The sequence below is a fragment of the Pseudarthrobacter sp. 05T312 genome (assembly GCF_056396685.1).
Genome location: NZ_JBFTLY010000003.1, coordinates 81,429 through 107,282, shown reverse-complemented (window position 1 = coordinate 107,282; position 25,854 = coordinate 81,429). Strand labels below are relative to the sequence as shown.

General features: G+C 66.9%; 27 protein-coding genes. 23 read left to right on the top strand and 4 right to left on the bottom strand.

Annotation, left to right across the window (positions count from 1 at the left end; translation table 11 throughout):
* Positions 1-78: 78 nt before the first annotated feature.
* From AC1DIP_RS06465 to AC1DIP_RS06455, 3 genes are all read right to left on the bottom strand, one after another.
* The gene (locus AC1DIP_RS06465) at positions 79-309 is read right to left on the bottom strand and encodes a hypothetical protein (protein ID WP_056387591.1); all 231 of its coding nucleotides are present in this window, start codon (positions 307-309) and stop codon (positions 79-81) included.
* Positions 310-498: 189 nt separating this feature from the next.
* Complete coding sequence (locus AC1DIP_RS06460) at positions 499-1,812, bottom strand: hypothetical protein (protein WP_477733270.1); 1,314 nt, start codon at positions 1,810-1,812, stop codon at positions 499-501.
* A gap of 52 nt (positions 1,813-1,864) precedes the next feature.
* A complete protein-coding gene (locus AC1DIP_RS06455) occupies positions 1,865-2,332 on the bottom strand; it encodes a hypothetical protein (protein WP_354259024.1) in 468 nt (155 codons plus the stop codon).
* A 2,138-nt stretch (positions 2,333-4,470) separates the two neighbouring features.
* Between AC1DIP_RS06455 and AC1DIP_RS06450 the strand changes: the two genes are divergently transcribed.
* Positions 4,471-4,803 (top strand): hypothetical protein, encoded by a 333-nt coding sequence (locus tag AC1DIP_RS06450; protein WP_477733269.1) that lies wholly within the window; start codon positions 4,471-4,473, stop codon positions 4,801-4,803.
* A 168-nt stretch (positions 4,804-4,971) separates the two neighbouring features.
* Positions 4,972-5,460: an SLOG family protein gene (locus AC1DIP_RS06445; protein WP_477733268.1), complete on the top strand. Its 489-nt coding sequence runs from the start codon at positions 4,972-4,974 to the stop codon at positions 5,458-5,460.
* Positions 5,461-5,583: 123 nt separating this feature from the next.
* Here AC1DIP_RS06445 and AC1DIP_RS06440 read toward each other — a convergent pair whose 3' ends face one another.
* Entirely contained in the window at positions 5,584-5,919 is a 336-nt protein-coding gene (locus AC1DIP_RS06440) for a histone-like nucleoid-structuring protein Lsr2 (protein WP_056387574.1), read from the bottom strand.
* A gap of 207 nt (positions 5,920-6,126) precedes the next feature.
* Between AC1DIP_RS06440 and AC1DIP_RS06435 the strand changes: the two genes are divergently transcribed.
* From AC1DIP_RS06435 to AC1DIP_RS06335, 21 genes are all read left to right on the top strand, one after another.
* Complete coding sequence (locus AC1DIP_RS06435) at positions 6,127-8,052, top strand: DHH family phosphoesterase (RefSeq protein ID WP_477733267.1); 1,926 nt, start codon at positions 6,127-6,129, stop codon at positions 8,050-8,052.
* Between the two features lie 19 nt (positions 8,053-8,071).
* Positions 8,072-8,896, top strand: a complete 825-nt coding sequence (locus AC1DIP_RS06430; protein WP_477733266.1) for a lysostaphin resistance A-like protein — start codon at positions 8,072-8,074, stop codon at positions 8,894-8,896.
* Positions 8,897-9,111: 215 nt separating this feature from the next.
* A complete protein-coding gene (locus AC1DIP_RS06425) occupies positions 9,112-9,477 on the top strand; it encodes a hypothetical protein (RefSeq protein WP_477733265.1) in 366 nt (121 codons plus the stop codon).
* A 1,118-nt stretch (positions 9,478-10,595) separates the two neighbouring features.
* Positions 10,596-12,524 (top strand): DNA primase family protein, encoded by a 1,929-nt coding sequence (locus AC1DIP_RS06420; protein WP_197521575.1) that lies wholly within the window; start codon positions 10,596-10,598, stop codon positions 12,522-12,524.
* A gap of 7 nt (positions 12,525-12,531) precedes the next feature.
* On the top strand, positions 12,532-12,768 hold the full coding sequence (locus AC1DIP_RS06415; RefSeq protein WP_477733264.1) for a hypothetical protein: 237 nt from the start codon (positions 12,532-12,534) through the stop codon (positions 12,766-12,768).
* Positions 12,769-13,066: 298 nt separating this feature from the next.
* Positions 13,067-16,291, top strand: a complete 3,225-nt coding sequence (locus tag AC1DIP_RS06410) for a hypothetical protein (RefSeq protein ID WP_477733263.1) — start codon at positions 13,067-13,069, stop codon at positions 16,289-16,291.
* 162 nt (positions 16,292-16,453) lie between these two features.
* Positions 16,454-16,903, top strand: coding sequence for a hypothetical protein (locus tag AC1DIP_RS06405; RefSeq protein WP_133830763.1), 450 nt, complete (start codon positions 16,454-16,456; stop codon positions 16,901-16,903).
* Positions 16,904-16,909: 6 nt separating this feature from the next.
* On the top strand, positions 16,910-17,239 hold the full coding sequence (locus AC1DIP_RS06400) for a VRR-NUC domain-containing protein (RefSeq protein ID WP_477733262.1): 330 nt from the start codon (positions 16,910-16,912) through the stop codon (positions 17,237-17,239).
* A complete protein-coding gene (locus AC1DIP_RS06395; RefSeq protein WP_477733261.1) occupies positions 17,236-17,655 on the top strand; it encodes a dATP/dGTP diphosphohydrolase domain-containing protein in 420 nt (139 codons plus the stop codon). The genes AC1DIP_RS06400 and AC1DIP_RS06395 overlap by 4 nt, the downstream gene beginning before the upstream one ends.
* Positions 17,652-18,482 (top strand): hypothetical protein, encoded by an 831-nt coding sequence (locus AC1DIP_RS06390; protein ID WP_477733260.1) that lies wholly within the window; start codon positions 17,652-17,654, stop codon positions 18,480-18,482. The genes AC1DIP_RS06395 and AC1DIP_RS06390 overlap by 4 nt, the downstream gene beginning before the upstream one ends.
* A gap of 39 nt (positions 18,483-18,521) precedes the next feature.
* On the top strand, positions 18,522-20,390 hold the full coding sequence (locus tag AC1DIP_RS06385) for an SNF2-related protein (RefSeq protein WP_477733259.1): 1,869 nt from the start codon (positions 18,522-18,524) through the stop codon (positions 20,388-20,390).
* Between the two features lie 98 nt (positions 20,391-20,488).
* Complete coding sequence (locus AC1DIP_RS06380) at positions 20,489-21,565, top strand: HD domain-containing protein (RefSeq protein ID WP_477733258.1); 1,077 nt, start codon at positions 20,489-20,491, stop codon at positions 21,563-21,565.
* Positions 21,566-21,767: 202 nt separating this feature from the next.
* On the top strand, positions 21,768-21,941 hold the full coding sequence (locus AC1DIP_RS06375; protein WP_156400143.1) for a hypothetical protein: 174 nt from the start codon (positions 21,768-21,770) through the stop codon (positions 21,939-21,941).
* A complete protein-coding gene (locus AC1DIP_RS06370) occupies positions 21,938-22,237 on the top strand; it encodes a hypothetical protein (protein WP_071416427.1) in 300 nt (99 codons plus the stop codon). The genes AC1DIP_RS06375 and AC1DIP_RS06370 overlap by 4 nt, the downstream gene beginning before the upstream one ends.
* A gap of 89 nt (positions 22,238-22,326) precedes the next feature.
* A complete protein-coding gene (locus AC1DIP_RS06365; RefSeq protein ID WP_056387540.1) occupies positions 22,327-22,845 on the top strand; it encodes a hypothetical protein in 519 nt (172 codons plus the stop codon).
* Positions 22,846-22,949: 104 nt separating this feature from the next.
* Positions 22,950-23,267 carry a hypothetical protein gene (locus tag AC1DIP_RS06360; protein ID WP_477733257.1) on the top strand — a complete coding sequence of 106 codons (318 nt, stop codon included), beginning with the start codon at positions 22,950-22,952 and terminating at the stop codon, positions 23,265-23,267.
* Complete coding sequence (locus AC1DIP_RS06355) at positions 23,264-23,464, top strand: hypothetical protein (RefSeq protein WP_056387535.1); 201 nt, start codon at positions 23,264-23,266, stop codon at positions 23,462-23,464. Before AC1DIP_RS06360 ends, AC1DIP_RS06355 begins: the two co-directional genes overlap by 4 nt.
* The gene (locus AC1DIP_RS06350; protein WP_056387532.1) at positions 23,461-23,730 is read left to right on the top strand and encodes a hypothetical protein; all 270 of its coding nucleotides are present in this window, start codon (positions 23,461-23,463) and stop codon (positions 23,728-23,730) included. The genes AC1DIP_RS06355 and AC1DIP_RS06350 overlap by 4 nt, the downstream gene beginning before the upstream one ends.
* A gap of 146 nt (positions 23,731-23,876) precedes the next feature.
* Positions 23,877-24,407 (top strand): hypothetical protein, encoded by a 531-nt coding sequence (locus AC1DIP_RS06345; protein ID WP_133830757.1) that lies wholly within the window; start codon positions 23,877-23,879, stop codon positions 24,405-24,407.
* Between the two features lie 59 nt (positions 24,408-24,466).
* A complete protein-coding gene (locus AC1DIP_RS06340) occupies positions 24,467-24,808 on the top strand; it encodes a glutaredoxin family protein (RefSeq protein WP_056387525.1) in 342 nt (113 codons plus the stop codon).
* On the top strand, positions 24,808-25,293 hold the full coding sequence (locus AC1DIP_RS06335) for a hypothetical protein (RefSeq protein ID WP_477733256.1): 486 nt from the start codon (positions 24,808-24,810) through the stop codon (positions 25,291-25,293). The genes AC1DIP_RS06340 and AC1DIP_RS06335 overlap by 1 nt, the downstream gene beginning before the upstream one ends.
* Positions 25,294-25,854: the final 561 nt, after the last annotated feature.

Sequence of the window (25,854 nt, the reverse complement as noted above, 5' to 3'; positions counted from 1 at the left end):
ACCGCAAAGACCTCCCTGGCGCAGCATCAGCTGCCGCCGGGGAGGTCTCTTTTTCGCCCGCGCTGTGCCTGCCGGGCGCTACGGCATGTTGTCCATCGGCAGCAAAGAGATGCCGATGAGGTCCACAGCTCCGGTGAGGACTCCGCCGAGCAGGAACACCAGCCCGGAGACCACCATCACGAGCACGGCGAAGACTACAGGTCGGTCCTCGTGCAGCTGCTGGAGCCGTGCGACGATGCCCGAGGGCTTCTCATAGGTCTGACGCTGGTCCTTCTTGGGTCCGTCGTGGGTCTCGTCGTGGTCGGTCATGGTATTGGTCCCTCCTGGGGTGGGCTGTGGTCTGTTGTTGGTCGATCAGTGGTCTCTTTCGGGGCTTCCTGTGGTACCGCTCAGCACTGGGAGCGGTACCACAGGAAGCAGTACGCGATCGGCAGCCTGCACGCATCATCTCGATGCCGACCGCAAGCCTCTCGGGACCGGGCCACGAATGCATGATCGTCACGCCGCGGCCTTGCTGCGCTTGCCCTCGGGCTTCTGGACCTCGACGGCCTTCGCCGCCAGGTACAGGCCCTCGCGGTTCAAGTGGCGCGAGTACGCGGCGTCGAGGTAGAGCACCGGGATGCCGCCGGCGGCCTTCTGCAGGACAGGGCGCAGGATCTCCTTGATCGGGCCCGAACCGCCGCCGTAGACGTACACCACCTCGGTGGTGCCGCCGACCTCGGCGAGGACGTCCTCGAAGCGTGCGCCGATCTCCTCGGCCAGGTACTCGGCCTCCTCGTCGACGTAGCCCTTGGCGTGGTCAAACCTGCCCTGGAGGAATACGCTGGGCTCCTGCTGCAGGAAGTCGGCCAGCGCCTTGCGGTTCTTGAACCTCAGGTCCTTGTCTCCGCTGGTGCTCATCCGGTCCAGCGCGTTCGTCAGCGCGGTGCCGTAGCCCTGGTCCAGCGTGCTGGCCGCTTCGGAGTTGAACGCGCCGTCGGTGAAGACGGGGAAGTTCACGGTGCCCTCGCCGACGTCGACGCCGACGGTGTTGCGCACACCGACCAGCAGCTCGGCGGTGACACCCTGCAGGCGCGCGGCCTCCTCGGGGTCCGAGGCCCGAAGATCGTCCAGCAGAGCCTGCGCCAGCGGCGCGCCCTTGTCGGTGATCGCGAACTGCGCGGACGCGCCCTCGGGCAGGACCTGCACATCCTCGAACTGCAGGCGCACGGTGACCGGCGTGGAGAAGTTCTTCACGGTCACCAGGTGCACCGTGGGGTCGGCCGCGCCCAGGAGTCCCACGAACTGGGCAGCGTAGGCGCTGCGGCGCTGCACGTACTCGGCAATCGGCAGAGCCAGGCCTGCGCGCACCGTGGCGCGCAGCTCGCGGTCCGGCAGCGCGCCGTGCTCGCGGACATAGTCGCGCAGGGCCTTGGCGGCGAAGACGCCCAGGACGAGCACCGAGCTCAGTTCCTGGTCGGCCTTCGAGCGGGATCCGACGACCTCGAACTGCGTGAACTTCGACCCAGGGGTGCTCAGTGCCGCGCGGCCGAAGGTGCGCAGGTCCGAGTGCCCGATCAGGGGAGTGGTGAACGAGGCGGCGACGCGGTTGTAGAAGTCGTCCTCCACCACGATCTTGAAGGCATCCGAGTCAGCCTCGGGCACCTTGGGCGTGGAGCGCGAGGTGCTCACCACGGCAGAAGGAAGGTCGATCGTGTCAAAGACCTCCTTGCCGTGGACCTCGCCGCGGATGACGCCCTTGACGTATCCGTTGCCGACGTCGATGCCGCCGGTGAGCTGGATGGTCTTCTCGGCGGTGCGGGTGTTGCTCATGGTTGTGTCCCTCTCGGTCAGGAAGTCGGTGTCTCAGGAAGTGCGGTGCGGATCAGCGGGTGAGGAAGGCGTCCAGCCCCGAAGGGACAGAAGGCTCCTCGGCGGGAACAGGGTGGGGCTCGCGGACAGGAGGCGTGGGCGGCGGCTGAACAGCCTGGGCTGCCTCGACGCGCTGCACGGGCTCTGAAGAAACAGCAACAGGCACGGCCGCCTCGTCACGGCCTTCGCGACTCTCGTGCTGGCTTTCACTCCCGTCACGGCCGTCATCGCCGCGTTCCTCTCCTTCATGGGCCTCGCTGCGCCCAGGATCCTGCTCGCCCTGCGGCGGGCGGCCGCGCCGGGGAAGCTGCTCAACGGGACGGTTGACCACGTCGATGTAGCCGTCGCGCTGGATGGACTCGCGGATCAACAGCTGGAGCGAGCGCGAGATGTCGTACTGCTCGTCCAGCCACCGGTTCGTCGACTCGTCGGCCCGCGGGACGCTCCAGCGCAGACGGCGCGGCTCGGCCTTATCGGTCATTGCGAGCACCCCCTTGCGCCCTCGTGCTGATGGACACTGTCCTCGGTCATCGCGGCCCCCCTCTCATGCGCGGCCCCCGAGGCGATACTGCCAGTCGGGGATCTTTCGACTCATTTATCAGTCATCATTCTACTGGTCTTTCAATGGTCTCTGCAAGGACCACGCCAAGACCAGCAAAAGGCCACCAGCAGATCAGGCCTGCATCACCGTGAGCGACCCCTGGCCGCGGCGGGACCCGTGGGAGCCGCCGGCAGGACCCGCAGAAGGCCACGGGTCAGCCGGGGAACCAGAAGACACAGGACTCATCAAGGGCTCACCCGGGACCGGCGCGCGGTCCGCTGCGGACCAGCAGAAGACCTCGATCAGGCCACGGCACATTGGAGGGCGCTCGGTGGTCCCACACAATGCGCAGAAGCGCCCTCGAAGAGACCAGCAACAGTCCACCGTCGCGAGCCGGACCAGAGCAGACCTGTAAGAGACCATCATGGGACCAGCAGTACGCCCGAAGCGGCCCCAAGGAGTGCCATCCGGAACTCAATGGGGCCTGAATGGCCTTTCTGGACTCTCTCGGCTCTTTTATGGGTATGGTCTGTGTCCCTGTCTGGCCATGCTGGTGCAATGATCTGTCCACTCCGGGACCAGAAGGGGTCCAGCGATGCGGGCCCGGACCGGTACCTGGAACACCCGCCTGCGACACCTCTAGCCAGTCCTGGAGCAAGCGGAGGAGCTATCGGAGCAGGGTGGAGCAGCTGTGGTTGCGCCTGTGGCGTCACCGACCCGCCCGGGGGCCGCAAGGAGAGTGGAGGGAAAAGGCGAACCGGGTAGTAGGGCCCCGCATGGAGCGAAAGGGCAAAGCTCCGCTTCCTGGAGAGGCTCACGGGCGGTGGGGGTCCAAAGGTAAGAACCCGTGAGCCTCTCCAGGAAGCTGCCCTGGTGCGAGACCCGGGCGGCTCGTTGACGCTGGGAAGCGGGGGCTCCCGTTGGATCCAGGGAGGCTTCATGCTTCCCGGGAAAGCTCCTCTTCTGATGCGTCCACGAGGGACAGGCCGGGCGGTGGCCGTCGAGGACTCGCTGTCGCTCGTCCGGGGGTGCAGCTGCCACCAGGAGGGGCAGGCGGCCGGCCCGGAACGGACCCCGGCAAGGAAGCGGTGTGGGACCCGCCTCGGACGCGGTGCGACAGGTGCTGGCGCGACCGTGAAACAGAGTCGGAGCGAGCCGCCGCACCTCGGTGCGACCAGCGCACCGACAGGTCAGAGCAGTCCTGTAACGGCAGAGTTTTCCACAGCCTGACGCGACAGTTCGCGAGGAGTGGTGGACCGCTGCGCGCCGGGTCTGATGCGCCTGCGGCAGCAGGATGCACCAGGGGGATGGGGACCGGGCTGCGCCCGACGTCGCTGACGCTACGTGTGAGGACCCGTACGGGTGCCCGCTCGTGCCTCGCGGTAGTGCGGAAGATGCATCCGTACGGCGTTGCAGCGGACGGCAAAAGGGCTGTACACCCAAAAGCCCGCAAATCCAGCGGAAACGACATGACCCGTACACCCGCTGCGCGGATGGAGAGGGGGTGTACGGGTCAAGGGTGTACGGGCCGTTTCCCCTGATATTCCAGGCTTCCGCTAACGCTCCAGCCGTGGAATGGCGAAATGGCGGCAAGAGAGGAAAAAAGGGCATAAGGGAACCTGGCAACAGCGGTCCTGCGGACCCTCCGCTTCGCTCCGGTCTCTCGCTGCGCTTCGAGACGCTGTTGGTCGGCATAGCCGACAGGTTCCACCGCTCGCTTCGCTCGCCGGTCCGTCAGTCGCTGCGCTCCCTCCGGCTATGCCCAGCGCTGCGCTTGAGTGGAGGACGCCCCCGCCTGCCCCGCCGCATTTGTCCACAGGTGGACGACGCGGCAAAGGGTGCAGCCAGGCGGTGGATCACCTGGCGCTGCGCACCAGGTTTGTCCGAGGAGGACGGCCCGTCGGCCGGCCCGCTGCGCGGCCCAGTCGGAGCAGTTCCCGACACGGTTCACCAATAGGCCGTCAGGCCAGCGGAGCTGGCACGGGAGCTGGACCGTACATCGAGTCTCCGCGGACCCCTGGCGGGACCTGCACTCGATGCCCGACACCTGCATCCCGAGAAACAGAAGAGGCATCGTCATGACACACGCCCGGAAGGCATCCAGGTCCGCACGCCGGCCACAGCCGCAGCTCTCGCCCTACGACACCGGAGCCAGGTGCGAGGCCAAGCCGTGGATCCCCTACGGAGAGCGAGTTACTGAGGCGACTCCGGCGGAGAGCTTTGGCAAGGTCGACTTCGACGATGAAGAGAGCGGCACGGTCTGCGTCGTCTACCTCGAGCGCGACAAGGACGGTGGATACACCCTCCACGTCGCACCGCTCAGCGAGGACCGAAAGGTCCGGGTGGCAATCCATTACGAACGCGGCGCTGCCAGGGTCACCAGTGCCCAGGCGTCGGCAGCTGCCGCGTAGTGACCTGCCGACTGAGAAGGAACACCGGGAATCATTCCGGAAAACATTGCGGCGAAAGAGGACGCGAATGATGCAGCGACAGACGAGTATCACAATCCGGACTGCCACCCCGGCGGCCTCGGCAGGATCTATGCCGATAACCATGATGACCAGCCGGGAGGCATCGCGATGACCAGTGGATTCAGCCATGCCCTGCTCGTGACCGGTTCCCGGACCTGGGACGCCGCGGAGGCCATGAAGGCGGCTTTGAACGAGGCCTGGAGAGCCTGGGGACCGTCTGCGGTCGCCCGACCCGTGCTCCTCTCAGGGCACTGTCCCAAGGGTGCTGACGCCATGGCCGAGCGGCTGTGGCGGGCTGCAGGCTTCGAAGTAATTGAGTTCCCGGCCGACTGGAGCGCTGAGCCCAAGGCGGCGGGCTTCACCCGGAACCAACGGATGGTCGATGCCCTCGTCGCCATCCGCGCCGGGGGGAGCGCAGGTCCGTGTCGCCGCCTTCCTGGACCTTTGCAGCAAGTGCGATCAACGCACCGGCCAGCAGCAGCTGATGCCCGGAACGCCAGGCACTTCTCACATGGCACCGTGCACGCCCGCTCCCGCGCCCTGGCTGCAAGCATCGAGGTCGAAGACATCATCCACCCGCGCCTGCCTCCGTTCTGACAAGTGCACGCCCCGGACATGACAACAGCCCTGCAGCTGGTGCTGCAGGGCTGTTGATCCTTGATTCGAATAGGTGGCCGGAAATCTCTCCGGTATGGCCCGAAAGACTGCGGAAAGGGTGGGCTAGAGAGTCCGCTCGATGCCGTGTGCCTCATCGTGGGCCTTCATGACAGCTTTCGGAATGCGACCGAACTCGGGCACTTCATGACCGTTCTCGCGCGCCCACTTACGGATCTCCTCGCGTTCCTCGGGCGTCGTCTCGGGCACGAGTCGCTTCTTCTCGCCCTTCTTAGTGGCCTTTCGACCCTTACTGATGTATTCCTTGAGATTCTTCTCAAGCTCTTTGCGCTCTTCGTCGGTCAGGTCTATCTCGAACCAGGTGTCGCCCAGTCCGAAGGTGACTGTGGCAGCATCCGGCTTGCCACTGATGTCCGACTCCACAATATTTCGAATAGCCATGTCTTGAATGGTAGACGATCCTAACCACCTTAGAGAAGTCTTTGGGCACGCCAGAACGACAGATCTTTCGAATGCCTTCATCATAGGCCGAAAACGCTGCTATACCAGCATAGTAAACCAACGGCACTGCTAAAATCACACTGCCAGTGCGTGCCTTTCCCCACCCCTGTAAACCGACCATTCGACACGATCGAGAGGCCCCCCACCATGACCATTCTCCAGACCGTCGACGACCATCCACTGACGGACGACGGCGTCGACCTGTTCGCCCTGATGTGCCAGCGCCGCGGCTGGACCGACGAGTACCTCCGCGAGATCGAATCAGCTGAACACGACGAGCTCCTGGGCCTGGCCGAGATGGTCGAGGCCCTGGAAGACGCCCGGGCCGCCGGCCACAAGGTCACCATCGCCCCTGACTTCGACATGGATGGGATCTCCTCCGGTGTGCTCGGCTACGCCGGACTGTCAGAGCTCGGCTTCGACGTCGAACTGCACGTGCCCGACTACCGCCGCGGCCACGACCTCACGCCCGAGGACATCGCAGAGATCGCCGCGACGTGGCCGGACACCAAGGTCCTGCTGACCTGCGATGGGGGAGTGAACTCCCACCGCGGGATCGCCGCCGCCCGGGCTCTGGGATGGAAGACCCTGGTCACCGACCACCACGAGGAGCTCGAACCCGGTTCGAGCGCCGACGTCACCGTCGACCCCTGTCGGTTGGACGAGACCTACGCCAACACCGGCATCTGCGGCGCGCACGTGCTCTATCAGGTGTTGGAGGCCTATGCCCGCGTCCACCGGCCGGAGAAGCTCTGGGAGATCCGCCTGCTGCGCCTGTTCGCCGGCCTGGGCACCGTCTCCGACGTCATGCCCGTGCTGTACGAGAACCGGCAGCTGGTGCGCGACTCGCTGTCCATCGCACGGCTGCTGTACGCGCCCGCGCCGCGCACGGTCCCGACCCCCTGGGGCTTCGACCCGGACCCCGAGGCGATCGACGTCGGGCAGTCGACGCTGATGCAGCTGCTGCGCGTCGACCCGCACCACCCGGCCTTCGTCCGGGCCTTCGAGGGCTTCGCGGTCCTGCTGAAGGCTTTCGGCCAGGCAGGCAAGGTCCGCGACATCGACAGCATCGACGAGGGCTTCTACGGGTTCTACCTCGCGCCGGCGATGAACTCCCCGCGCCGCACGGGCGACCCGCTCGCACCGTGCTTCGGCGTGTTCACCGCGCCTGACCAGGACTTGATGCTCGAGGCGGCACACCAGGTCATCGCGACCAACGAGAGCCGCAAGGAGCTTGTCGAGGTCCACACCCAGGAGCTCGAGGAGGGTGATCAGCCGCTGGCCCCCTGGGTCTACTTCTCCGAGGCCTACCCGGGCATGTACGGTCTGTTCGCCAACCGGCTGATGGAGCGCCACGGCCACCCGGTCGTCGTGCTCAACCGTCCCGCCGGGCCGGATGACTACGTCGGAGGCTCCGGCCGGGCACCGTCGTGGTTCGGCATCATCGACACGCTCGAGCACCAGGACGGCATGCGCGCCATCGGCCACCAGCAGGCCTGCGGCGTCAAGGTCGACCGGGCGGAACTGCTCGACGGTCTGGTCGAAGCATTGCGGGAGGCCACGCAGGTTGCCCTGCTGGCTGTCGTCCAGGATGAGCGCCGGGCCGACCTGGTCCTGGGCCCGGACCGGGACTGCGATGCTGGCCTGGACGACCTGGAGCCTCTGGTCGGCTTCGTCCGGCGTGTGGAAGCGCTGCGGCCCTTCGGCCACGGCTTCGTCGAGCCGGTGGTCGAAATCGCTGTCGAGCCCCTCGGGCTGCGGGTGGACCGGATCGGTTCCGATACTTACTGCGGCCATGAGCGCACCGACACCAACCTGATGACCAACGCCCGCGGCTACCGCGTGTGCCGCCTGTGCAAGAAGCACCTGCGGCTGGTCACCAGGTCGGGGCTGTCCTGCCTGTGGTGGAACGTCGCCGAGGAGAAGGAGCCGGAGATTTCGGCTCTGACGCGGTCGGCCAGCCGCACCGAGGTCGGAACGCTGCGTTTCATCGCGAAGCTGCAGCTGAACACCTTCCGCGGCGAGACCCGCGTCCAGGCCGTCATCGAAGAGCATATCCCCGCGTCTGTCTGACCACGGAAAGGAGGCGGGGATGCCCGCTCCACCCATCAAGTCCCGGTTCGTCTCCATCGCGTGGTGTGTCCTCGTGCCCCTCGGCGTGCTCGCCGCCTACCTGGGACTTGGCCTTGCCGTAGTTTCCGTGGTCGGCGAGCCCGTCCTGGGTACGGCGGTGCTCGGAGGCCTGGTGGCGCTGCTCGTCGGCGCTGCCAGGCTCTTCCGGCCCCGGTGGTTCGCCAACGCGCCAACGGTCCGACCGATGTCCGGAACACCGCGCTTTACCCGAACGGTGCTTGGGTGCCTGGCTCTGGCGTTCTTCGCCGGCCAGTCCCTGGCCTTGTGGCTCTATACCCTGGGCGGCTCGGCGGAATTCGATGAATCGACCCGAACCAGGACAGACGCCGGTCCCGTCGTGGCCCTCCTGCTCGCACTGGTGGCAGCGCCGGTGGCCGAGGAGATGCTTTTCCGCGGCCTGCTCTACCCGCTGCTGCGGCGCAGGGTCGGCATCGTCGCGGCGGTGCTCGTCACCGCCGCGGGCTTCAGCCTGCTGCACGCCAACGTCGTCCAGTTTGCTGCCACGCTGCCCCTGGCGGTGCTGCTGGCGCTGGTCTACGAACGCACCCGCGTCCTGCGGCCGTGCGTGCTGCTCCACCTGGCCTTCAACCTCGCGGCCGTCCTTGTCCCCGCCCAGCTGCTGGGCGCACTGGCGAACCCCGTCTCAGCGCTGCTGATGACCGCGGCGTTCCTCGCGTGCGCCCTGGCGGTGTACCGCATGGCGGCACCCGCGCCCGGGCCTGCACAAGACGACAGGGAAGCCGGCGGGGAAGGAGGCAGGGAAAACGAGCCACAGGCCGCATAGCGGCCGGGCTCAATGTGCAGGACTGACGCTGGTGCCCTCCGGGCGACCTTTCGGCCGTGGGCCGACGGTCGCTCCGGAGGGCCTGCTCTCGGGTGACCGGGGTGATCCGGTCACCGGGGGATTGGCTGAAGGATTTTCGTCAGCCAGACCTGAGAGGAGGTGGATCCACCATGGCAGTCGTCAACAAGTGCACGTATGACGCGCAAGGCCGGCTCGTGCGCCCCAGCGGCAGCGAAGTGCGCCGCGCGCGGTTCGCCAGCGACTTCGACACCGGTGAGAGGCCGACCTTCGGTCGAGGGTCCATGCACTTCTTCACCATGAGCACCAGCGGCCGCACGGCGGAGCAGGCGCACGAACGCGCCCGCGAGATGCTCGCCCGCTTCTTCGAACGCGCCGAGTCCGTCGCTGGCTTCCGCAAGCTCGAGATGCGCCGGAGGCAGGGTGTGATGCCCTGCAACCGCAACGTCTCCATCACCTACGAGATCCTGTACGCCGTCGAGGACGGCCACCGGGTCCGTGCCCACATACCCGAGTCCCCCAATGCGGGATACCGGCGAGGCCGCAGCGCGGCCGCCTTCTAGGCGGCCGGCGCACCCGGGGCCTCGCACCAGCGTGAACGCGCAGAAAGGCCGGAGAGCTCCCTTCCCACGGGGATGCTTCTCCGGCCTTTCTGTTTTCACGTTCCTGTGACAACAACGCCTGGTGACGGTTCCTGGCCCTAACACCAATGCCCACTCTATCAGTGTCGATTCATCATGTGCAATGCAGTTGGCATCCCATTCCGTCGACCATTCGAAGGTCTGTCTCGGAATCACTCGGAATCACTCGGAAGCCCGGTCGACCAGGACGCCGGATCCATCGCGATCGCTCCCGTCAGGGCCGTGAGGGCCTGATGCTCCGCTGCACGGGAGGACGCAGCGCCGAGGTGTACCACGTGTCGTGGTACACCTCCCGATCCCAGTGCTGGCCTGCTCAAACGGCGGGTCAGGCGACCGCGGCCGAGGGAGTCTGTACCACGTGCCCGAGCGGACGTGGTACGCCGTTTTGCCTTGGTAGATCAGCGTTTTCGGCAGGTGTACCACGAGTACCACCAGATTCCGAGCGTTTACATATGTGCGCGAAGGACGCCTCCGATCGGTCATCCAGCCAGTAAGAGCTCTTATCCCCATGCGCCTATATCTAGTCTTTATTTAGTGGTACAAGTGGTACAAGTGGTACAGGGGGTATATAAAGCCCGTCTGATCAGGGTAAACGCCTGTACCACGTGCAAATCTCCATGTGGTACACCCCGTTTGGAGAAGTCCTGAAATCCCCGACTGACCAGGGGAAACAGGTGTACCACGTCAAGTGGTACACCTTCCGATACCCATTGGGGGTATACCGGCTCGCTGCTGCAGCCGGATCCCAGCTCTGGAGGTTCCCGGCCGGCCGGTCGGAAGAACTCCCCGAACCCCGACCAGGGGGTCGGGCGGCTCACGCCGCCCGCGGGGGAGTGCTCGAGCACGAGAAGCCAGCGGCTCCGTGGGGCATACGCCCCCGGAGCCGCTGTTTCTCATTCCAGACCGCACGCTCTCGTCGTGTCGCCGTGGCCTCCGGGTCTCGCGCGCGACCCCTCCGAGCCCCACCCGGGACCTCTGTCGGACCATGAGTCGGCTATCAGTCGACTCGTTGCGAAAGACCATTCGGATGGCATAGAGTCGTGAGCACGTTCCTATTCGATTACGAGACCAATCGGCTTCCCACTCATTGCCGGCAGGTACTCGACGCGATCGAGAAAGACAGCAGCATGACGACTCCTGACGACCCAACGCCCGTCTTCGACGAGGACTTCGACACCCCCTCGACCAACCCTGTCGCCGACGCCTTCACCGAGGTCATGACGTACTTCGCCGACGGCGGCGACATCGCCCCGCAAAACGAAATAGTCACGCGCGCGACCGAGGTCTACCTCCAGCTGATCGACCCGTCGGACCCGCCGGCACCGCGCCTGCTCGAGAAGCAGCTGCTCGCGATCGTGAACGGCGTCTCCAAGGCCGAGAACAGCAAGACCAAGGTGGCTGCCGAGAAGCTGCCCCTTGCCCGGCACCTGACCTACTGGCAAGTGGCGCAAATCCTGTTGAGCCTGCACCACGTGATCCGCATCGCCCCCAGCGCCAAGGACACTGACCGCGAGTACGACCTGCTGGCGATGTACCAGGCCACCGGCCCGGGCCGCGGCACGTACACCACCAGCGAGGACGACATCCGCACCACGGCACGCCGTTACAACACGCAGCTGACACTCAAGGAATTCGCCGAGGTCCTGGCAGTACTCCGCGAGGACAGCCCGCGCCGGCACCAGTGCAGCCACAGAGACCTCATCGCCGTGAACAACGGCGTGTTCCACTACGGCCGCGAGGCCCGGGACATCCATGAGGGCGGCAAGGCCTTCCACTTCGAACCCAAGTCGCTCGTACCCTTCGACCCGGCACTGGTGTTCCTGGCCAAGTGCCACATCGATTACGTCGAAGACCCGGACAACCCGGTGATCGTCCACCCTGTCGACGGCTCGGTCTGGGACATCGAGTCCTGGATCCGCGAGCTCTCCGACGAGGAGGGTATCCCCGAGCTGCTCTGGGAGGTCATCGGCGCGATCATCCGGCCGCACGTCAGCTGGGGCAAGACTGCCTGGTTCTATTCAGAACAGGGCAACAACGGCAAGGGCACGCTGTGCTCGCTCATGCGCAACCTGTGCGGGCCACGCTCGCACACCTCGATCCCGCTGAGCGACTTCGGCAAGGACTTCGCGCTCGAGCCGCTCGTGCGCGCCAACGCGATCATCGTCGACGAGAACGACGTGGGCACCTTCATCGACAAAGCGGCCAACCTGAAGGCGATCGTCACCAACGACGTCATCCAGATCAACCGGAAGTACCGGATGCCGATCGCCTACCAGTTCTTCGGCTTCATGGTCCAATGCCTCAACGAGTTCCCGCGCGTGAAGGACAAGTCCGAAAGCTTCTACCGCCGGCAGCTGTTCGTACCGTTCAACAAGAGCTTCACCGGCATGGAGCGCAAGTACATCAAGGACGACTACCTCCAGCGCCGCGAGGTCCTGGAGTACGCCCTCTGGTACGTGCTCAACCGCGCCGGCGCAGCCGACCCGGGCAACTACTACCAGCTCTCCGAGCCGGTGGCGACCAAGGACGTCCTGGCCGAGTACAAGGAGGCCAACGACCCCGTGCGCGCCTTCTGGGAAGAGTTCCGCGAGCGGCTGGTGTGGGACCTGGTGCCTTTCACCTTCACCTATGACCTCTACAAGGCCTGGTTCGCAGACGTCTCGCCCTCGGGGTCGCCGGTGAGCAACAAGCAGTTCATCACGGACCTGGTTGCGATCGTGCGGCCTGACCCGCTGTGGCACTGCCCGGACAAGAACAAGAAGATCCGCCCCGGCCAGATGATGGCCACCCCCGAGACGACCATCGCCGAGTACGAGCTGAAGAAGTGGATGAACCCGCACTACAGCGGCTCGGACCCGAAAAAGAAGTCGCAGCCGGTCCTTCAGGCCAACTACCGCGGCCTGCTCCGGCACACCGGTCCCGCCGCCCAGGTGGACGCCGACGACGAGGACACCACAGGAGAGGACTGATCCGACCATGCCCACAATCGCCAGGGCCATCACCGACCTCGCCCGGGCGGTGACCGACCTCGCCAAGCAACAAGGCAGGGCGAGCACCGCGCTGGCCGATGTCGCCCGCGAACAGCGGATCACCAACCTGATCGTCCGCTCGCAGATCAGTGCCGACCCGGAGGAGAAGCGGCGGCTCGTGGCTGAGGCCTCCAGCCGGATGGACGCCCCGCGCCGCCGCTCTCCACACAACCCGATCGACTGAAGACAAGAACGGAAAACAGGACATGACGCAGCCGCACCCGAACGAACCGAACTGGAAAGACGGATGTGCAGGAGAGGGAGTCTCACCCGGAAAGGAATGCGCCGACTGCATAGGCCAGCGTGAGCACTTTGGCTACTCCCTGGTGGGAGGTCGATGGGCCCGCGGTGCCCGGCCGGTCCCAGCGCCCGTCACAAGGAAGAAGCGCCGCCTAAGGCCATCCGCGGCAGCGCCCGGCACCCCGACCAGATAACTGCATACCCCGGCCGTGACGGCCGGTGACGACCGAAAGGCCAGACCCATGACCACCCAGCGCACCCCCGTCACAGCTGAGACCGCGCTCTTCACGTTCTACGACATCGAATCGCTGTCGAACGTCTTCACGCTGTGCGCCTACACCCCGCGGCCGGGCCGCGCCGTCCACGACCTGGAGATCTTCTTCCTGGCCGACGACCCGGCGCTGGTCGCCTCCGTCGACCCCCAGGCCCTCTACGACACCGTGATCCGCTCCAACCCGGGGCTGCCCGCGGTCAGCGTCCAGCTTTGGAACCTCGGCGGCGAACGGGGCAGCCTCCGGCTCGCCGAACTGATGGGCCTCTCGAACGCCGACCAGGTGTGCAACCACTCCGACCCAGGCGGGTACCCCGCGGCGCTGCGTCCGGTCTGCGACACAGACCCCGAGTACGACCCGGCACTGCATCCGTTCCTTGCTGGCTACAACTCACTGAACTATGACACGACCATGGTCGCGCTCTACCTCAACGAGGCGTTTCCGGCCCCGGGCAGCGGTCGGCCGTTTCAGCCGACCACGGCCCGTACTCTGCGCGACCACAACGACCAGCTCTTCTCGTCCCAGCACATCGAGTACATGCCTGGCTACCTCGGCTGGGACGGGGCGGCTGCGAAGATCCGCCGCGCCATGCTTCACTCGGGCCGGCACCTGGACGTGGCCCGGCTGAATGAACTGCAGTCCAAGGTCAGCCTCAAGCGCCTGCTCGGGATGCTCGGCCGCCAGATCAAGGAATCCGAGAAGCTCAGCCATGACACGAGCATCGAGGCGGTAGAGGATCTCTATGAGCTGCTGGCCTACAACGTCTCGGACTGCCTTGGTCTGGCCCAGCTGTTCCAGCACCCGGCGTACTCGAGCAACTTCGATCTCAAGGCCGCTCTGCTCGCCCAGTTCACCGAAACGGTGTTCACCAAGAACGGTGCGGTGCGCAAGGACCGGCTGGCAGTCGACTCCTCATCGGCAAAGTTCGTGGGCCGCATCCTCGCACCCTACGCCTCACTGGATGACATCGAGGCGGTGTCCTTCGTATATCCGCACCCCGAGGTCGCTAAAGAACGCGGGATCGAGCCGGTCAACGTGCTCGACGAGTGCGTGCGCTTCTTCGAGGAGAACGTCGCGCCCGACCCGGCCACCCACTCCGAAGTGACTGCAGCCCAGCGCGAGGCCCACCGGAAGTTCCTGCAAGTCGTGGCGTACTACCGCTCGATCGAGGGGCAGAACTTCAACGACTCCGAGGAGTACCGCGACAAGTTCAGCCTTCCGGCCCGGTCTCTGCGCGATGTGCCCAAGACCCCGAACAACGTGCCGTATTTCCGGGCGGACGCCTCGCCGTCGTCCTGCTTCGCCACGTTCTCCACCGGCGGCATCCATGGGGCCGAAGCCGACCTGTCGGTGTTCAACGCCGAGAAGGTCGAGCACAACGATCAGACCATGATGCTCATCCGGGCAGCGCAGGCCTTCCCGGACGCAAAGGACTTCGTGGCCGAGGCCAAGCGTCAGCACGCCATGCTCCGCCTGCCCGACGGCACCTTCGTCGACAAGCGGCTGGTCCTGCTGGGTTCGCACCCGGAGAAGGTCAAGTACCGCAAGCCGAAGAAGGACGACCCTGACCAGGCCGGGCAGCTCGCCCGCGCCGAGGCCCAGGTGCCTGACCCGGCGGACCTGTTGACCACCCAGCGGCCCGAGGCGGAGGCGCTGAACGTCGTCCTGCCCGACGGCGGTGTCCTGGAAGGCAAGGTGGTACTCGCCAACAGCACGGCCACCAATGCCGCCTACCGCGATGAGCCGGCCAAGAAGAAGCCGGAGCTGTTCATCGCCAAGGAAGACGGCTCCGACAAGCTGCACCCGAAGTTCGCACGCACCTCGGCTGGCCTGGTGATCCACGAGGACTTCACCAGCTACTACCCGAACCTGCTGCGCAACATGCGGGCGTTCTGGAACCCCGAGCTGGGTGAGGACCGCTACGCGAAGATCTTCTTCGACAAGGAGCGCTACGGCCAGGAGATCAAGGGGCTGAAGAAGCAGCTGGCGCAGCTTCCGGGCGACAGCCCTGAAGCTGCGCGGCTGAAGGCTCAGATCGCCGGGCTCGGCGTGCTGCGCAACGGCACGAAGCTGATCCTCAACTCGGCCTCGGGCGCAGGCGACGCAAGTCACCGCACGCCGATCCGGATGAACAACCGCATCATCTCGATGCGCATCCTTGGCCAGCTGTTCAGCTGGCGGATCGGACAGGCCCAGACCCTGGCCGGGGCACGGATCATCTCCACCAACACCGACGGCCTCTACTCGGTCGTCGGCGGCGAGAACGGATTCGACGAAGCGACCAACAACCGGGTGCTCGCCGAGCAGCAGGAAGCCATCGGCGTCGACATCGAACCTGAGCTGATGTTCCTCATCAGCAAGGACTCGAACAACCGCCTGGAGCTGGAGGCCCCGGAGCCGGGGCGGTCCGTGGCAGACAGTCCGATCATCGCCGCCGGTGGCGGCACGCTGGCCTGCCACGCGGGCCCGACTCCGACGAAGTCGCTGGCCCACCCGGCCGTGATCGACTTCGCCCTGGCCCGCTACCTGCAGACGGTGGCGAGCAGGGGAGAGTCGGCGATCGCGGAGCCCTTCGACCTGATGCTGGGCCGGAAGGTGATCGAGGAGGCGGTCCTGGAGGACGACCCGATCCGGTCGCTCCTGTTGTTCCAGAACGTCATCGCGGCCTCCCGCGGCTCGATCACCTACCCCTTCTCGGCTGCACCCATCGACTCCGCCGTGGGTGTGAAGTACAGCGAGCAGGGTCACGTGACCAACGTCCGCGACCCGCAGGTGCTGCAGATGGTCAACCGGGTGTTCATCGTCCGCGAGGGCACTGAGAACGCCCGGAGCCTGCTCAACGCCGGTGCCTGGAAGGTCACCGCGGCCAGCCAGGCCAAGCGCCGCGAGGAGGACATCGGCCGGACCAAGCGCGACCCGGTCGCGCTGGAGGTGCTGCGCCATCACGGCTGGGCGCGCTCCCGCGCCGAGGCCAGCATGTCGGACGGGCTCGCCGTGCTCCCGGACGACCAGGACGTCGTGGTGCGGCGCATTAACGCCATCGACCCAACCTGGTCGATGGTCGTCGTCAACGACGACCTGCACCAGCTGCCGGCCGACCGGATCGAGCGGCTCATCGCCTCGCTGGACCTGGACACCTACGTCCGGATGCTCGAGGAGACGTTCACCAAGAACTGGATGAACGAGGCCGCCTGAGCCGATCCACCACAGCCCGCACAAGGGGGCCGCGCACGCCGCGGCCCCTTGTTCAACTCTGTGCACCATTGCGAATGGTTCCGCACAGATCATTCACTTCGAGTCATAATCGAGTACGAAAGGCAATTCAGACTCGACACGACACGACCACGAGAGGCCATCATGTCCCAGTCAACACTCCCTGTCCGCTCCACTGACCCGGAGACTTCCTACGCCGCCGCCGTGAAGGCCGCGCTCGGCGCATCCCGCGTCCGTCCCATCGTGCTCGACATCGTCCGCGAGAAGGGCCCGCTCACCCACGATGAGCTCATCGCCGCTTACCACGACCGCGTCGTCACCAGCCTCGGCGAGGTGCCGCGCTCCTCGGACTCCGGCATCCGCACCCGGCTCAAGGAGCTCGCCCACCAGGGCCTGGTGACCGTCGCCGACATCGACGGCTTCTCCAACTACGGCAATGCGGCCAAGCGCTGGGTCGTAGTCGACCCTGACGACCCGAGCTTCGTCTACGACCCGGACGCCATCGCTGCCTACATCGACGACGAGGACATCGTCGGCTTCGGGCACTTCCTTGACGGCGACGCCTCCGACGCTGCCGGGACCGACGAGGACTGAGGCCCCATGCCGAGGAAGAAGAACCAGCGGGAGAAGGCCGTCGAGCAGTACCTGCTCACGCAGTGCCGCCGGCACGGTCTGTTCTGCCTGAAGTTCGTGTCCCCGGCCCGCGGGGGCGTCCCCGACCGAATCGTCCTCACGCCCACCGGCACGGTCTTCGTCGAGGTCAAGCGATCCGGCGGAGACCTCGAGAAGCGCCAGCGCGTCATGCACGCCAAGATGCGCCGTTTCGGTGCCGAGATCCACGTCGTGGATGACGAGCAGGCCGTCGACGCCTTCATCACCCACGTGCTCGGTTACCGCCGGATCGAGAGCCAGCAGAAAGCAGCATCATGACCGCAACAGCCACGGCCGCGGGCCCGGAGACAGCCGCCCGCGACTACGAAACGAAAGACTCGGGATCACGCAGGTTCACCGCCTCCGGCATGCAGCGCGAGGTGAAGACAGGCCAGCCCCGCTTCGACCTGCTCGTACCGCTTCAGGTGCCCTACCAGGACCAGCTGCTCACAAGGACGGCCTCGCTCGTGGAGCGTGGAGCGCGCAAGTACGACTCGCGCGACTGGGAGCAGGCCAGCACTGCCGCAGAGATGGAGGAGTTCCGCGCCAGCGCCTTCCGCCACTTCATGCAGTGGATGTGCGGCGAAGACGATGAGGACCACGCGGCTGCCGTGGTGTTCAACCTCCTGGCCGCGGAAAGCACCCGGACGGTGATCGCCCGCGGTGACGCCGGAACCCCGGAGGCCGCCCGATGAGCGGCCGCGTCACCAAGGGCAACGGCCAGGCCACCTCGGCCTTCCGCCAGCTCACCCGGGCCGACCTGGGCACCTTCGATCGCGAGGCCACGGAGCTCGTGCTCGAAGCGATGCGGGCCGGCTGCGTTGGGCGTGTCTCGTCCCGGGGCCACGCCATCCTGCGCAACAATGCCGGCGGATCCGTCTCGGTGCCGCGCAACATGACCTCACCCAACCGCACGGCGCAGAACGCCCGTGCCGACATGAAACGGCTGCTCGGCGGGCACCGGGCCGATCATGCAGTATCCGCCGCAGACCGCAGGCCACGCGGGAAACGGCAGATGGCCGTCGCGGTGGCCTTCGTGGAGCACCCAGCCGCCTTCTCCCGCTGGTTCGACGCCCAGCCCGAGGGCCTGCCTGCGGACCAGCTCATCGAGGTCTCGTTCGACGGGGCCGGGGAGCCGGCCTTCCAGGCCGTGCCCGTCGACGCGCCCGCACAGCCCGATGCACCGGAACAAGACCAGCCGGAGCCCGCGACGGCCCGGCCCACCCGCCGCCGGGGACACCTGATGATCGCGCCCGAGCCAGGGCAGGAAGCAGAGGACGACATGACCGCCGAGGCCAAGGAAGATTTGCCGTTTGCGACGCCCATACCCGATGCGGCCGTCGGGGATGCCTCTGCCGAAGCGCTGCTTGAGCGCGTACGCACCGCGCTGGGTGAGGACCCGCGTGTCACCGCCCTGCAGCGCAGGATCGTCGGGCTGGAGGCAGAGCTCGCCGCCCAGACACGCCGGGCCGATGACGCCGAGGTCCGCCTGGGCCTTATCCGCGAGGCATTCCATGCCTGATCCCGACTACCGACAACCCACGAGAGGAGGCCGCACACCATGACCACGACCATCGCACCACCGCAGCCGTCACCCGCGCCCATCGTGCTCAAGCCCTACCAGCAGCAGATCCACGACTTCCTCGTCAGCCGCCCCTTCGCCGGAGCCTGGCTTGGTGTCGGAGCCGGGAAGACGCTTTCGACCCTCAGCGTCCTGCAGACAGTCCGGCCGATGGGCCACATCCTCGTCGTCGCACCGATCGCGATCGCTCGCTCGACCTGGCTCGACGAGATCGACAAATGGGGATTCCCGATCCGAACCAAGTCGCTCATCGTCAACGAGAACGACCGGAAGCTGCCCAAGGAGAAGCGACTGGAACGCTTTCGGGAAGTCTTCTCCGACCCGCCGACGATGTACTTCGTCAACCAGGAGTTGCTGACCCAGCCCTCCCAGGGTGCGCGTCTGCTCCAGCTGACCGGCGACCCCACCGGCGATGCCATCGCCGCCGGGATGTCACCGGAGGCCGTGCGGCTGCGCGGGCTCATCGAGACGATCGGACCAATGGCCCAGGAGCAGCTGATCGGACACTTCCTGCAGCTGGCTGCCGGGCAGTCCGGAACCAAAGCCCCCACCAAGACCGCGGTCAAGGAGGCGATCAGCGAGCTCGTCACCCGCGGCGCGCTGGAGCGCGAGAGCCACGACTGTCGCAGCTGCGGCGGCGACGGCTGCGCGCAGTGCCGCTACGGCCTGGTCGACCAGATGCCGATCCAGTCCATCAACGGACAGGACACCCTCATCTGGCCGTTTCAGACGGTGATCATCGACGAGTCGCAGGGCTTCAAGTCCCACAGCAGCGCCCGGTTCAAGGCCTTGAAGGCGGTCCGCCCGGCCATCACGCGGCTCATCGAGCTGACCGGCACGCCGAGCCCGAACGGGCTGCACGACCTGTGGAGCCAGATCTACCTGCTCGACCAGGGCGAGGCCCTGGGCCGGACCATCACGGAGTTCCGCAACCGGTGGTTCATCCCGAAGATGGTGCCTGGCACCACCACCCCGGCGAAGTGGATCCCGACCCCGAACGCCGAGGCCGAGATCCATGAGGCCATCAGGCACCTGGTGATGAGCGCGCAGAACACCAACCTCAACCTGCCGGGCCTGACGATCCAGGACGCCAACGTCACCCTCCCGCCGGACCTCATGCAGGCCTACAAGGAGTTCAGGCGCGACCTCGTGCTCGACGTCGTGAAGACCTACCAGGACGAGGACGGCAAGCTCACCCAGAGCGTTGAGTCGATCGTCGCCGAGAACCAGGCGGTCCTCACCAGCAAACTGATGCAGTTCGCCTCGGGGACGCTCTACACGGCCGACCCGGAGGACCCGGCGACCAAGGGCCAGTACGAGGTTATCCACGACAAGAAGCTCGAAATGGCCGAGTACCTGGTGCGCAACAGCGGGGGAGACCCCGTGCTGGTCGCGTACCACTTCCGCTCTGACCTGGAGCAGCTGATGGCGCGCTTCAAGAAGGCGGGCATCGACGCGCAGGTCTTTGACGGCTCGCGGGAGATGGTCCGCCGGTGGAACGCCAAGCAGATCCAGGTGATGCTGCTGCACCCCGCGGCGGCCGGCCACGGCCTGAACCTGCAGGACGGCGGCTCGACGATGATCTGGTACACGCTGCCGTTCTCGCTCGAGCACTACCTGCAGACCAACGGCCGTCTCTACCGCACGGGGCAGACCAAGCCCGTGGTGATCCACCGGATTATCACCAAGGGCACTCAGGACGAGCGGATGCCCGGAGTCCTGGCAGAGAAGCAGCAGGTCCAGGACGACCTCATCTCGGCTGTGTCCGGCGAGGAGGCGATCCTCGTCGCCCTCGAGGAGGAGATCCAGGACGACCTCAACGACCTGTGGGTCTCCGAACGGGTCTGACCAACCCATTCCGACGCCGCGGAGCGCCAGCCACACGCCGGCGCTCCGCGGCGCACCACCCCGACCCCAGTGCCACCCGGCCCGAGGAGGACTGATCCATGAATGACCCGAAGCACCAGGCCTGGCCCGACGGAGCGCGCGTGCGCTTCACCGCCGAGGCCAGGGAAGCCATGCAGGCGCGGCCCGGAACGAAGCCGCTGCGCGCACCGGCCCTCGGGCCGAACACGGACTACACGATCGACAACACCGACGACGGCCTGCACGACGTCGTGCTGCGCGAGACCGGGGAACGCTACGGCGTGCTCTGGCTCCAGAGCGCAGAGCACGAACCCGTCGACCCCGACGTCGCGCTGCTCGAGGAGCTCTTCGACCGCGAGCTGCCGGCCAGCTTCGACCCCGCCCGGGGGACAAGGAGCGTCACTCGCCATCACGGAGCAGGGATGGCCACAGCCGGAGCCCGGCCCGCCACGACCGTAGTTCCGCGCGGCAACTGGATGCAGACCTACACGGGTCGCCGGTTCTACCCGCTGGACCCGCGGCCCGAGGACGTGGACATCGCCGACATCGCACACGCGCTGTCCATGCAGTGCCGCTACAACGGCCACGTCCGCCGGTTCATGTCCGTCGCCGAGCACTGCGTACTCCTCTCGCGACTCGTCGCCCCGGAGCATGCGCTCTGGGCGTTGCTGCACGACGCGACAGAGGCATACGTGGGCGACATGGTCCGCCCGCTGAAGCTTCACATGCCGGAGTACCGGGCCGTCGAGGACGGCGTCATGGTCGCCATCGCCCAGAAGTTCAGCATCGACCCCGCCATGCCCGCCGAGGTGAAGCACGCCGACTCGCGGATCCTGCTCGACGAGCGCGCGGCGCTGCTGGGCGAGCCGGCGGGGGACTGGGAGGTTCCAGGTCAGCCCTTCGGGATCGAGATCCAGGCCTGGAGCCCGGATGCTGCCGAGCTCGAGTACCGCCTGCGCTTCGCCGAGCTGACTGGAGACCCGGCCGGTCTGCCCGTCGGGCTGTGCGGAGACCGGGAGGACCACCTGCCCCACACCCACCGCAGCGCCTCGCGTGGCGGGCTCTGGTGCTCCGCTGGCCAGGACTCCCGCCTCCCCTGGACCGCCGAACGTCGGCAGACCCAACCCGGAAACGCAGGAGAACAGCCCCATGGCTGAGACCAGGATGACCGGGACGGAACGCATCGCAGCTGGTTCATGACCGACCGGTGACCGGCACCCTGCGGGTGCTGGTCACCGGAGGGCACAGCCTCGGGGTCGGCAGGGCCGACCCGGGTGCCGGGGCAGTGATGTCGGGGGTCGGGTCCCGGCCCGGTCCCCCCTCATTGCCACGACACCACAACGAGAAGGAGCGAGTCCCATGGCTGAGCAGCCCATCTACCGGCTCCCGCCTGCGGGCTGGTCGGACTTCGGCGCACACATAGACCAGCCGGAGGTCCGCCTCGAGTTCTCGGCCGAGACCGGCGAGGACGGGATGCCGCTCTGGGAGCGGCCCATCGACATCCGTCACGACGACCAGGAGGTCTCGCCATGAAGGCGTACAGCACGCAGACCGAACGCACCTACGATTCCTGGGAGGACCTGGTGGCCGAGGAGGCCAACGGCTACGGCGTCGTCGTGATGATGCAGGCCGAGAGCCTGAAGTCCGCCAGCCCCCAGACCTACTCGCGCCTGATTGGGCCGTTCGACGACCAGAAGAAGGCCCGGAACAAGGCCGCAGCCGTTCGCCGCGCCTGGAAACGCGCCAAGGACCGCGACCCCCGTATCCAGCTGCTGGGCGTCTCGGTCGAGCCCATCTGGCCCGACCTGCGCTTCGGCACCAGGAACTGAGACCTAATTCCACAACCAGCGCCACGGGCGCGCTGTCGGGGCCGACGCTCCGCAGACCATCAACGACACGACCGACGAGGACATCCGCCATGACCATGACGACCACCGCCCGCCCCGCACCTCCACGCCTGCAGGACCCGCTCGACGCCGTGATGCGCAGCTGCCTGCGCGATGACGCAGTCTGGGCCGAGGTCACCACCACGCCGGCCGGCCTCAACCAAACCGAGCACTGGCTGAAGACCACCGCCTCAAGCATCGACCAGCAGCTCTCATTCCGCCAGGACGACGCCGAGATCTGGCGGCTGTCCCCGCTGGATCACAGCACACAGCTGATCGAGTTCCTCGAGTGGCGCAAGGGCGCGCTCTACCTCAAGAGCCTCTGCGAGAAGCGCCTCATCGACATCAAGCGCCTGCGGACCGCCGACGAGGAGCGCGCCGAGGAGATGAAGGTCCTGCTGGTCCGCCTGGCGCAAGCCGTCGTCGCCCACGAGGGCGAGCTGATCGGAGACGAGGACCTGTACGGAGCCCTCGACCGGATCTCGCTCCCCGGCGCGGACGCGCCGACCCTGCGGGAGTACCTCCAGTTCCGCGACGGCTCGAAGGACTGACCCAGACCACACGACCGCAGCCTCGCCGCGGCCGGGTCCCTGTGGGACTGCGGCGCGACGGGGCTCCTCGATCCCGGGCCAAGCGGCCCGGCGGAAAGAACCGCATGACGCCCCAGACCACCACGACCACCGCAGAAGAGCTCGTCCCTGAGATCGAGCAGACCCTGCTCGATTCGCGGGCGGACCGTGCCCTGCACGAACGCCGTGGGGTGCACGAGCACTCCGAGCAGACGGAGCTGAGCGACCACGAGCGCACCGTGATGCGCGACGTCACCCTGGCGCTGCTCATCCGGCATCGGCTGCCCATTGACGCCGACCGCGCCGCGAAGGCGGTGGCCGCCGCGCAGACCGCCGATGCCCGCACGTGGGCGGCTGGCTGCGCCCGCCACATCGCCCGCGTGGCGGAGGAGAAGAACCCATGAGCCGAAAGCGCAGGCAGCACTACTCCACCGAGGGCTTCCGGCCGTCGGCGAATCCCGAACAGGCGCACTGGATGCGGGAACTCCGCAAGTCCAGTGCGACGCAGCGGCACACCCCCAAGCCCCGCAAGGGCACCCGCCGCGAGCGGGAGCGACAGGCGATCCGCGACCAGCAGCGACACCGAGGAGACCACCCATGACCGACAACAACCGAGGGCCCGCAACCGGAATCGCGCTCGACGCAGAGTCACTGCGCGCCGAGCTGCGGGAGGCCCCGGAGGCCCACGGCCTCGATCCGGAGCAGGCGGCGGAGATCGCAGCGCTCCCGGACGGACAGATCAACAGCTGGATACACGAGCTCGCCGCGCGCGACGACGCCTTCTGGGCGCTTTACGACGGGCTCCGCCGGCGCACCATCGCCCATCTCGCCGAGATGCACAGCACAGCCAAGGACGTGAAGCCGTGAACGCGCCCCTGCCCGACTGGTGGGTCGACGCGACGCCGGACGGCAAGCGCGCCAAGCACCCCGGCAAGCACGAGGTCTACGTCTACGGCCAGCAGCGCGCAGACGGCATGGCGTGCATCGGGTGCAGCTGGCAGCACAGCACGGTCATGTCGACACCAGCAGCCATCGCCCGGCACGACGCCGACCAACACCTCGAGCACGACCACGGGCTCTGGGTGCCCATCGATCGCGGCCCCCTCGCGGGCACCTGCCCGTGCGGGAAGCCCGGGCTGTACGCCGACTCAGTGCTGCGGACCAAGGTCCGCGCAGTCCTCCAGCAGGCGCAGCCGTGGAGCCCGACACCGGACCAGCTGGCGGACCTGCTCGTCGGCGCGCTCGTGCCCGACCACGGCATCCTCGTGGCCTTTACGGCCGAGCAGCAGACCGAGTCCGACTGGGAGCTGGGCTACAGCGCCTCGTACACCGACCTCGCTGCCCCCGAGGTGCTCGGCCACCGCCTGAGCGAGCGGGAGCTCGCCGAGCTGTACTTCCAGATCGAGGCCATGGGTGGACTCGGCGAGTCCGAGGCCTACCGCGACCTGGACAAGGCCGTCGAGCGCCTCGGCGAGGAACCCGCCCGGCAGCTGCGCGAGCGTGTGGCCCAGCCCGGGCTGTTCGACCTGGAGCCCGACGTCTGAGAGCCAGGGCCTCCACACCACAACGACCCCCAGCAGGGGAGAGAAGGAAACCAAGTCCCATGACCCCCACCACGATCGGCGACCTGCCCCGGACCGCCCACACCGCGCCGAAAATCACCATCTACGGGCCGGCGGAGTGCCCCAACTGCGACAAGGCCAAGAGCCTGTTCGATCGGCAGCAGCCCGCGATGCAGTACACCAAAATCGACATCGAGCAGGGCGATGAAAACCACCGCCACATCACCGAAGACCTCGGATATGCCCAGGCACCCGTGATCGTCGTCAAGCTGGCCTCCGGCCGCACCGTCCACTGGGGCGGGCACCGCCAGGACATGCTCACCGCCCTCGTCCGGCTGTGCACCAAGGGCATCGTCCCGGAGGACCGGAAGGCGGCGTCCTGATGGCAGCGGCGCAGCAGCGCCTCGGCCTCAGCATCACCGCCCGGCAGGCCGACATCCTGCTCGATACGCTCGTCGACAAATCCGTCGAGACGGACCACTACCTGCTGTCCTATCCCAAGGACGAACCCGACAAGACCGACACCTGCTGCGACGCGCACCTGGCCCGGTTCGAGCAGCGCGCACTCCAGCGCAAGGCGCTGCTCGAACGGAAAGCAGAGGTACAGCACCTCATCGCGCTCATCGAGGCGATCCGGCCGGCGTTCGAGGCCTCCGAGTCCTCCCCGGTAAGCACCACGGCCGTGGACCTGTCCGGCGTGACGCTCGTCTACCGGGACACGGCAGGCAAGACGCACGAGCAGCCGCTGGCCGACATCGGATCCGCCGGGACCCTCATCGACCCCTACACCGGAGACGACCTCGAGCTCATCGCCGCGCTGGTCGCAGCAGACCCCACCCGAACCAAAACCCAGGGAGCAACCCCATGAGCCTGCACATCGACAGCCTTGCCGACCTCGTCCGCGGAGCTGTGTCCGGCGGCGACACCACCCGGGAAGACTTCGAGCGTGCGCTCGACCAGGTCTTCCCCGGGATCAGCTCGACCCGTTTGAGGGCACCGGCAGCGAGGAGTACCTCGTCGGATGGACGATCGACCAGGATGCTGCATCGCCCGCTGAGGCCGCCAGCAAGGTCTGGCGGGAGGTCTTCCAGCGCGGACCATGGCAGCCCAGTGCTGACGAGGGCTGCGTCTTCACGGTCTCTCGTGAGGGCCAGCGTGTCGAGATTGACCTCAGCGACGAACACTTCGCGCACCTTTTCAGTGACTAAAAGGAATAGCGGGAGCAGCGCGCGGCGCAGCCGCCCCGGAGTACAGGACGGAAGGCTCGCGCACAGAGCCCCGGAGGAATGGGATCCTCCGGGGCTCTGTGCCCGCACACCCCGAGAACGAAGTACCGACACACGCACGACAACTTCTAGGAGGAGCCACGGTGCACGCACAGCAGAACACACGCCTCCCGGCCGCACCGTCATGAGCGGCGAGGACCCCG

Coding starts and splice junctions, on each gene's coding strand:
- AC1DIP_RS06465 (WP_056387591.1), bottom strand. CDS start 309: ATGACCGACCACGACGAGACCCACGACGGACCCAAGAAGGACCAGCGT.
- AC1DIP_RS06460 (WP_477733270.1), bottom strand. CDS start 1,812: ATGAGCAACACCCGCACCGCCGAGAAGACCATCCAGCTCACCGGCGGC.
- AC1DIP_RS06455 (WP_354259024.1), bottom strand. CDS start 2,332: ATGACCGATAAGGCCGAGCCGCGCCGTCTGCGCTGGAGCGTCCCGCGG.
- AC1DIP_RS06450 (WP_477733269.1), top strand. CDS start 4,471: ATGACACACGCCCGGAAGGCATCCAGGTCCGCACGCCGGCCACAGCCG.
- AC1DIP_RS06445 (WP_477733268.1), top strand. CDS start 4,972: ATGACCAGTGGATTCAGCCATGCCCTGCTCGTGACCGGTTCCCGGACC.
- AC1DIP_RS06440 (WP_056387574.1), bottom strand. CDS start 5,919: ATGGCTATTCGAAATATTGTGGAGTCGGACATCAGTGGCAAGCCGGAT.
- AC1DIP_RS06435 (WP_477733267.1), top strand. CDS start 6,127: ATGACCATTCTCCAGACCGTCGACGACCATCCACTGACGGACGACGGC.
- AC1DIP_RS06430 (WP_477733266.1), top strand. CDS start 8,072: ATGCCCGCTCCACCCATCAAGTCCCGGTTCGTCTCCATCGCGTGGTGT.
- AC1DIP_RS06415 (WP_477733264.1), top strand. CDS start 12,532: ATGCCCACAATCGCCAGGGCCATCACCGACCTCGCCCGGGCGGTGACC.
- AC1DIP_RS06410 (WP_477733263.1), top strand. CDS start 13,067: ATGACCACCCAGCGCACCCCCGTCACAGCTGAGACCGCGCTCTTCACG.
- AC1DIP_RS06405 (WP_133830763.1), top strand. CDS start 16,454: ATGTCCCAGTCAACACTCCCTGTCCGCTCCACTGACCCGGAGACTTCC.
- AC1DIP_RS06400 (WP_477733262.1), top strand. CDS start 16,910: ATGCCGAGGAAGAAGAACCAGCGGGAGAAGGCCGTCGAGCAGTACCTG.
- AC1DIP_RS06395 (WP_477733261.1), top strand. CDS start 17,236: ATGACCGCAACAGCCACGGCCGCGGGCCCGGAGACAGCCGCCCGCGAC.
- AC1DIP_RS06390 (WP_477733260.1), top strand. CDS start 17,652: ATGAGCGGCCGCGTCACCAAGGGCAACGGCCAGGCCACCTCGGCCTTC.
- AC1DIP_RS06385 (WP_477733259.1), top strand. CDS start 18,522: ATGACCACGACCATCGCACCACCGCAGCCGTCACCCGCGCCCATCGTG.
- AC1DIP_RS06380 (WP_477733258.1), top strand. CDS start 20,489: ATGAATGACCCGAAGCACCAGGCCTGGCCCGACGGAGCGCGCGTGCGC.
- AC1DIP_RS06375 (WP_156400143.1), top strand. CDS start 21,768: ATGGCTGAGCAGCCCATCTACCGGCTCCCGCCTGCGGGCTGGTCGGAC.
- AC1DIP_RS06370 (WP_071416427.1), top strand. CDS start 21,938: ATGAAGGCGTACAGCACGCAGACCGAACGCACCTACGATTCCTGGGAG.
- AC1DIP_RS06365 (WP_056387540.1), top strand. CDS start 22,327: ATGACCATGACGACCACCGCCCGCCCCGCACCTCCACGCCTGCAGGAC.
- AC1DIP_RS06360 (WP_477733257.1), top strand. CDS start 22,950: ATGACGCCCCAGACCACCACGACCACCGCAGAAGAGCTCGTCCCTGAG.
- AC1DIP_RS06355 (WP_056387535.1), top strand. CDS start 23,264: ATGAGCCGAAAGCGCAGGCAGCACTACTCCACCGAGGGCTTCCGGCCG.
- AC1DIP_RS06350 (WP_056387532.1), top strand. CDS start 23,461: ATGACCGACAACAACCGAGGGCCCGCAACCGGAATCGCGCTCGACGCA.
- AC1DIP_RS06345 (WP_133830757.1), top strand. CDS start 23,877: ATGTCGACACCAGCAGCCATCGCCCGGCACGACGCCGACCAACACCTC.
- AC1DIP_RS06340 (WP_056387525.1), top strand. CDS start 24,467: ATGACCCCCACCACGATCGGCGACCTGCCCCGGACCGCCCACACCGCG.
- AC1DIP_RS06335 (WP_477733256.1), top strand. CDS start 24,808: ATGGCAGCGGCGCAGCAGCGCCTCGGCCTCAGCATCACCGCCCGGCAG.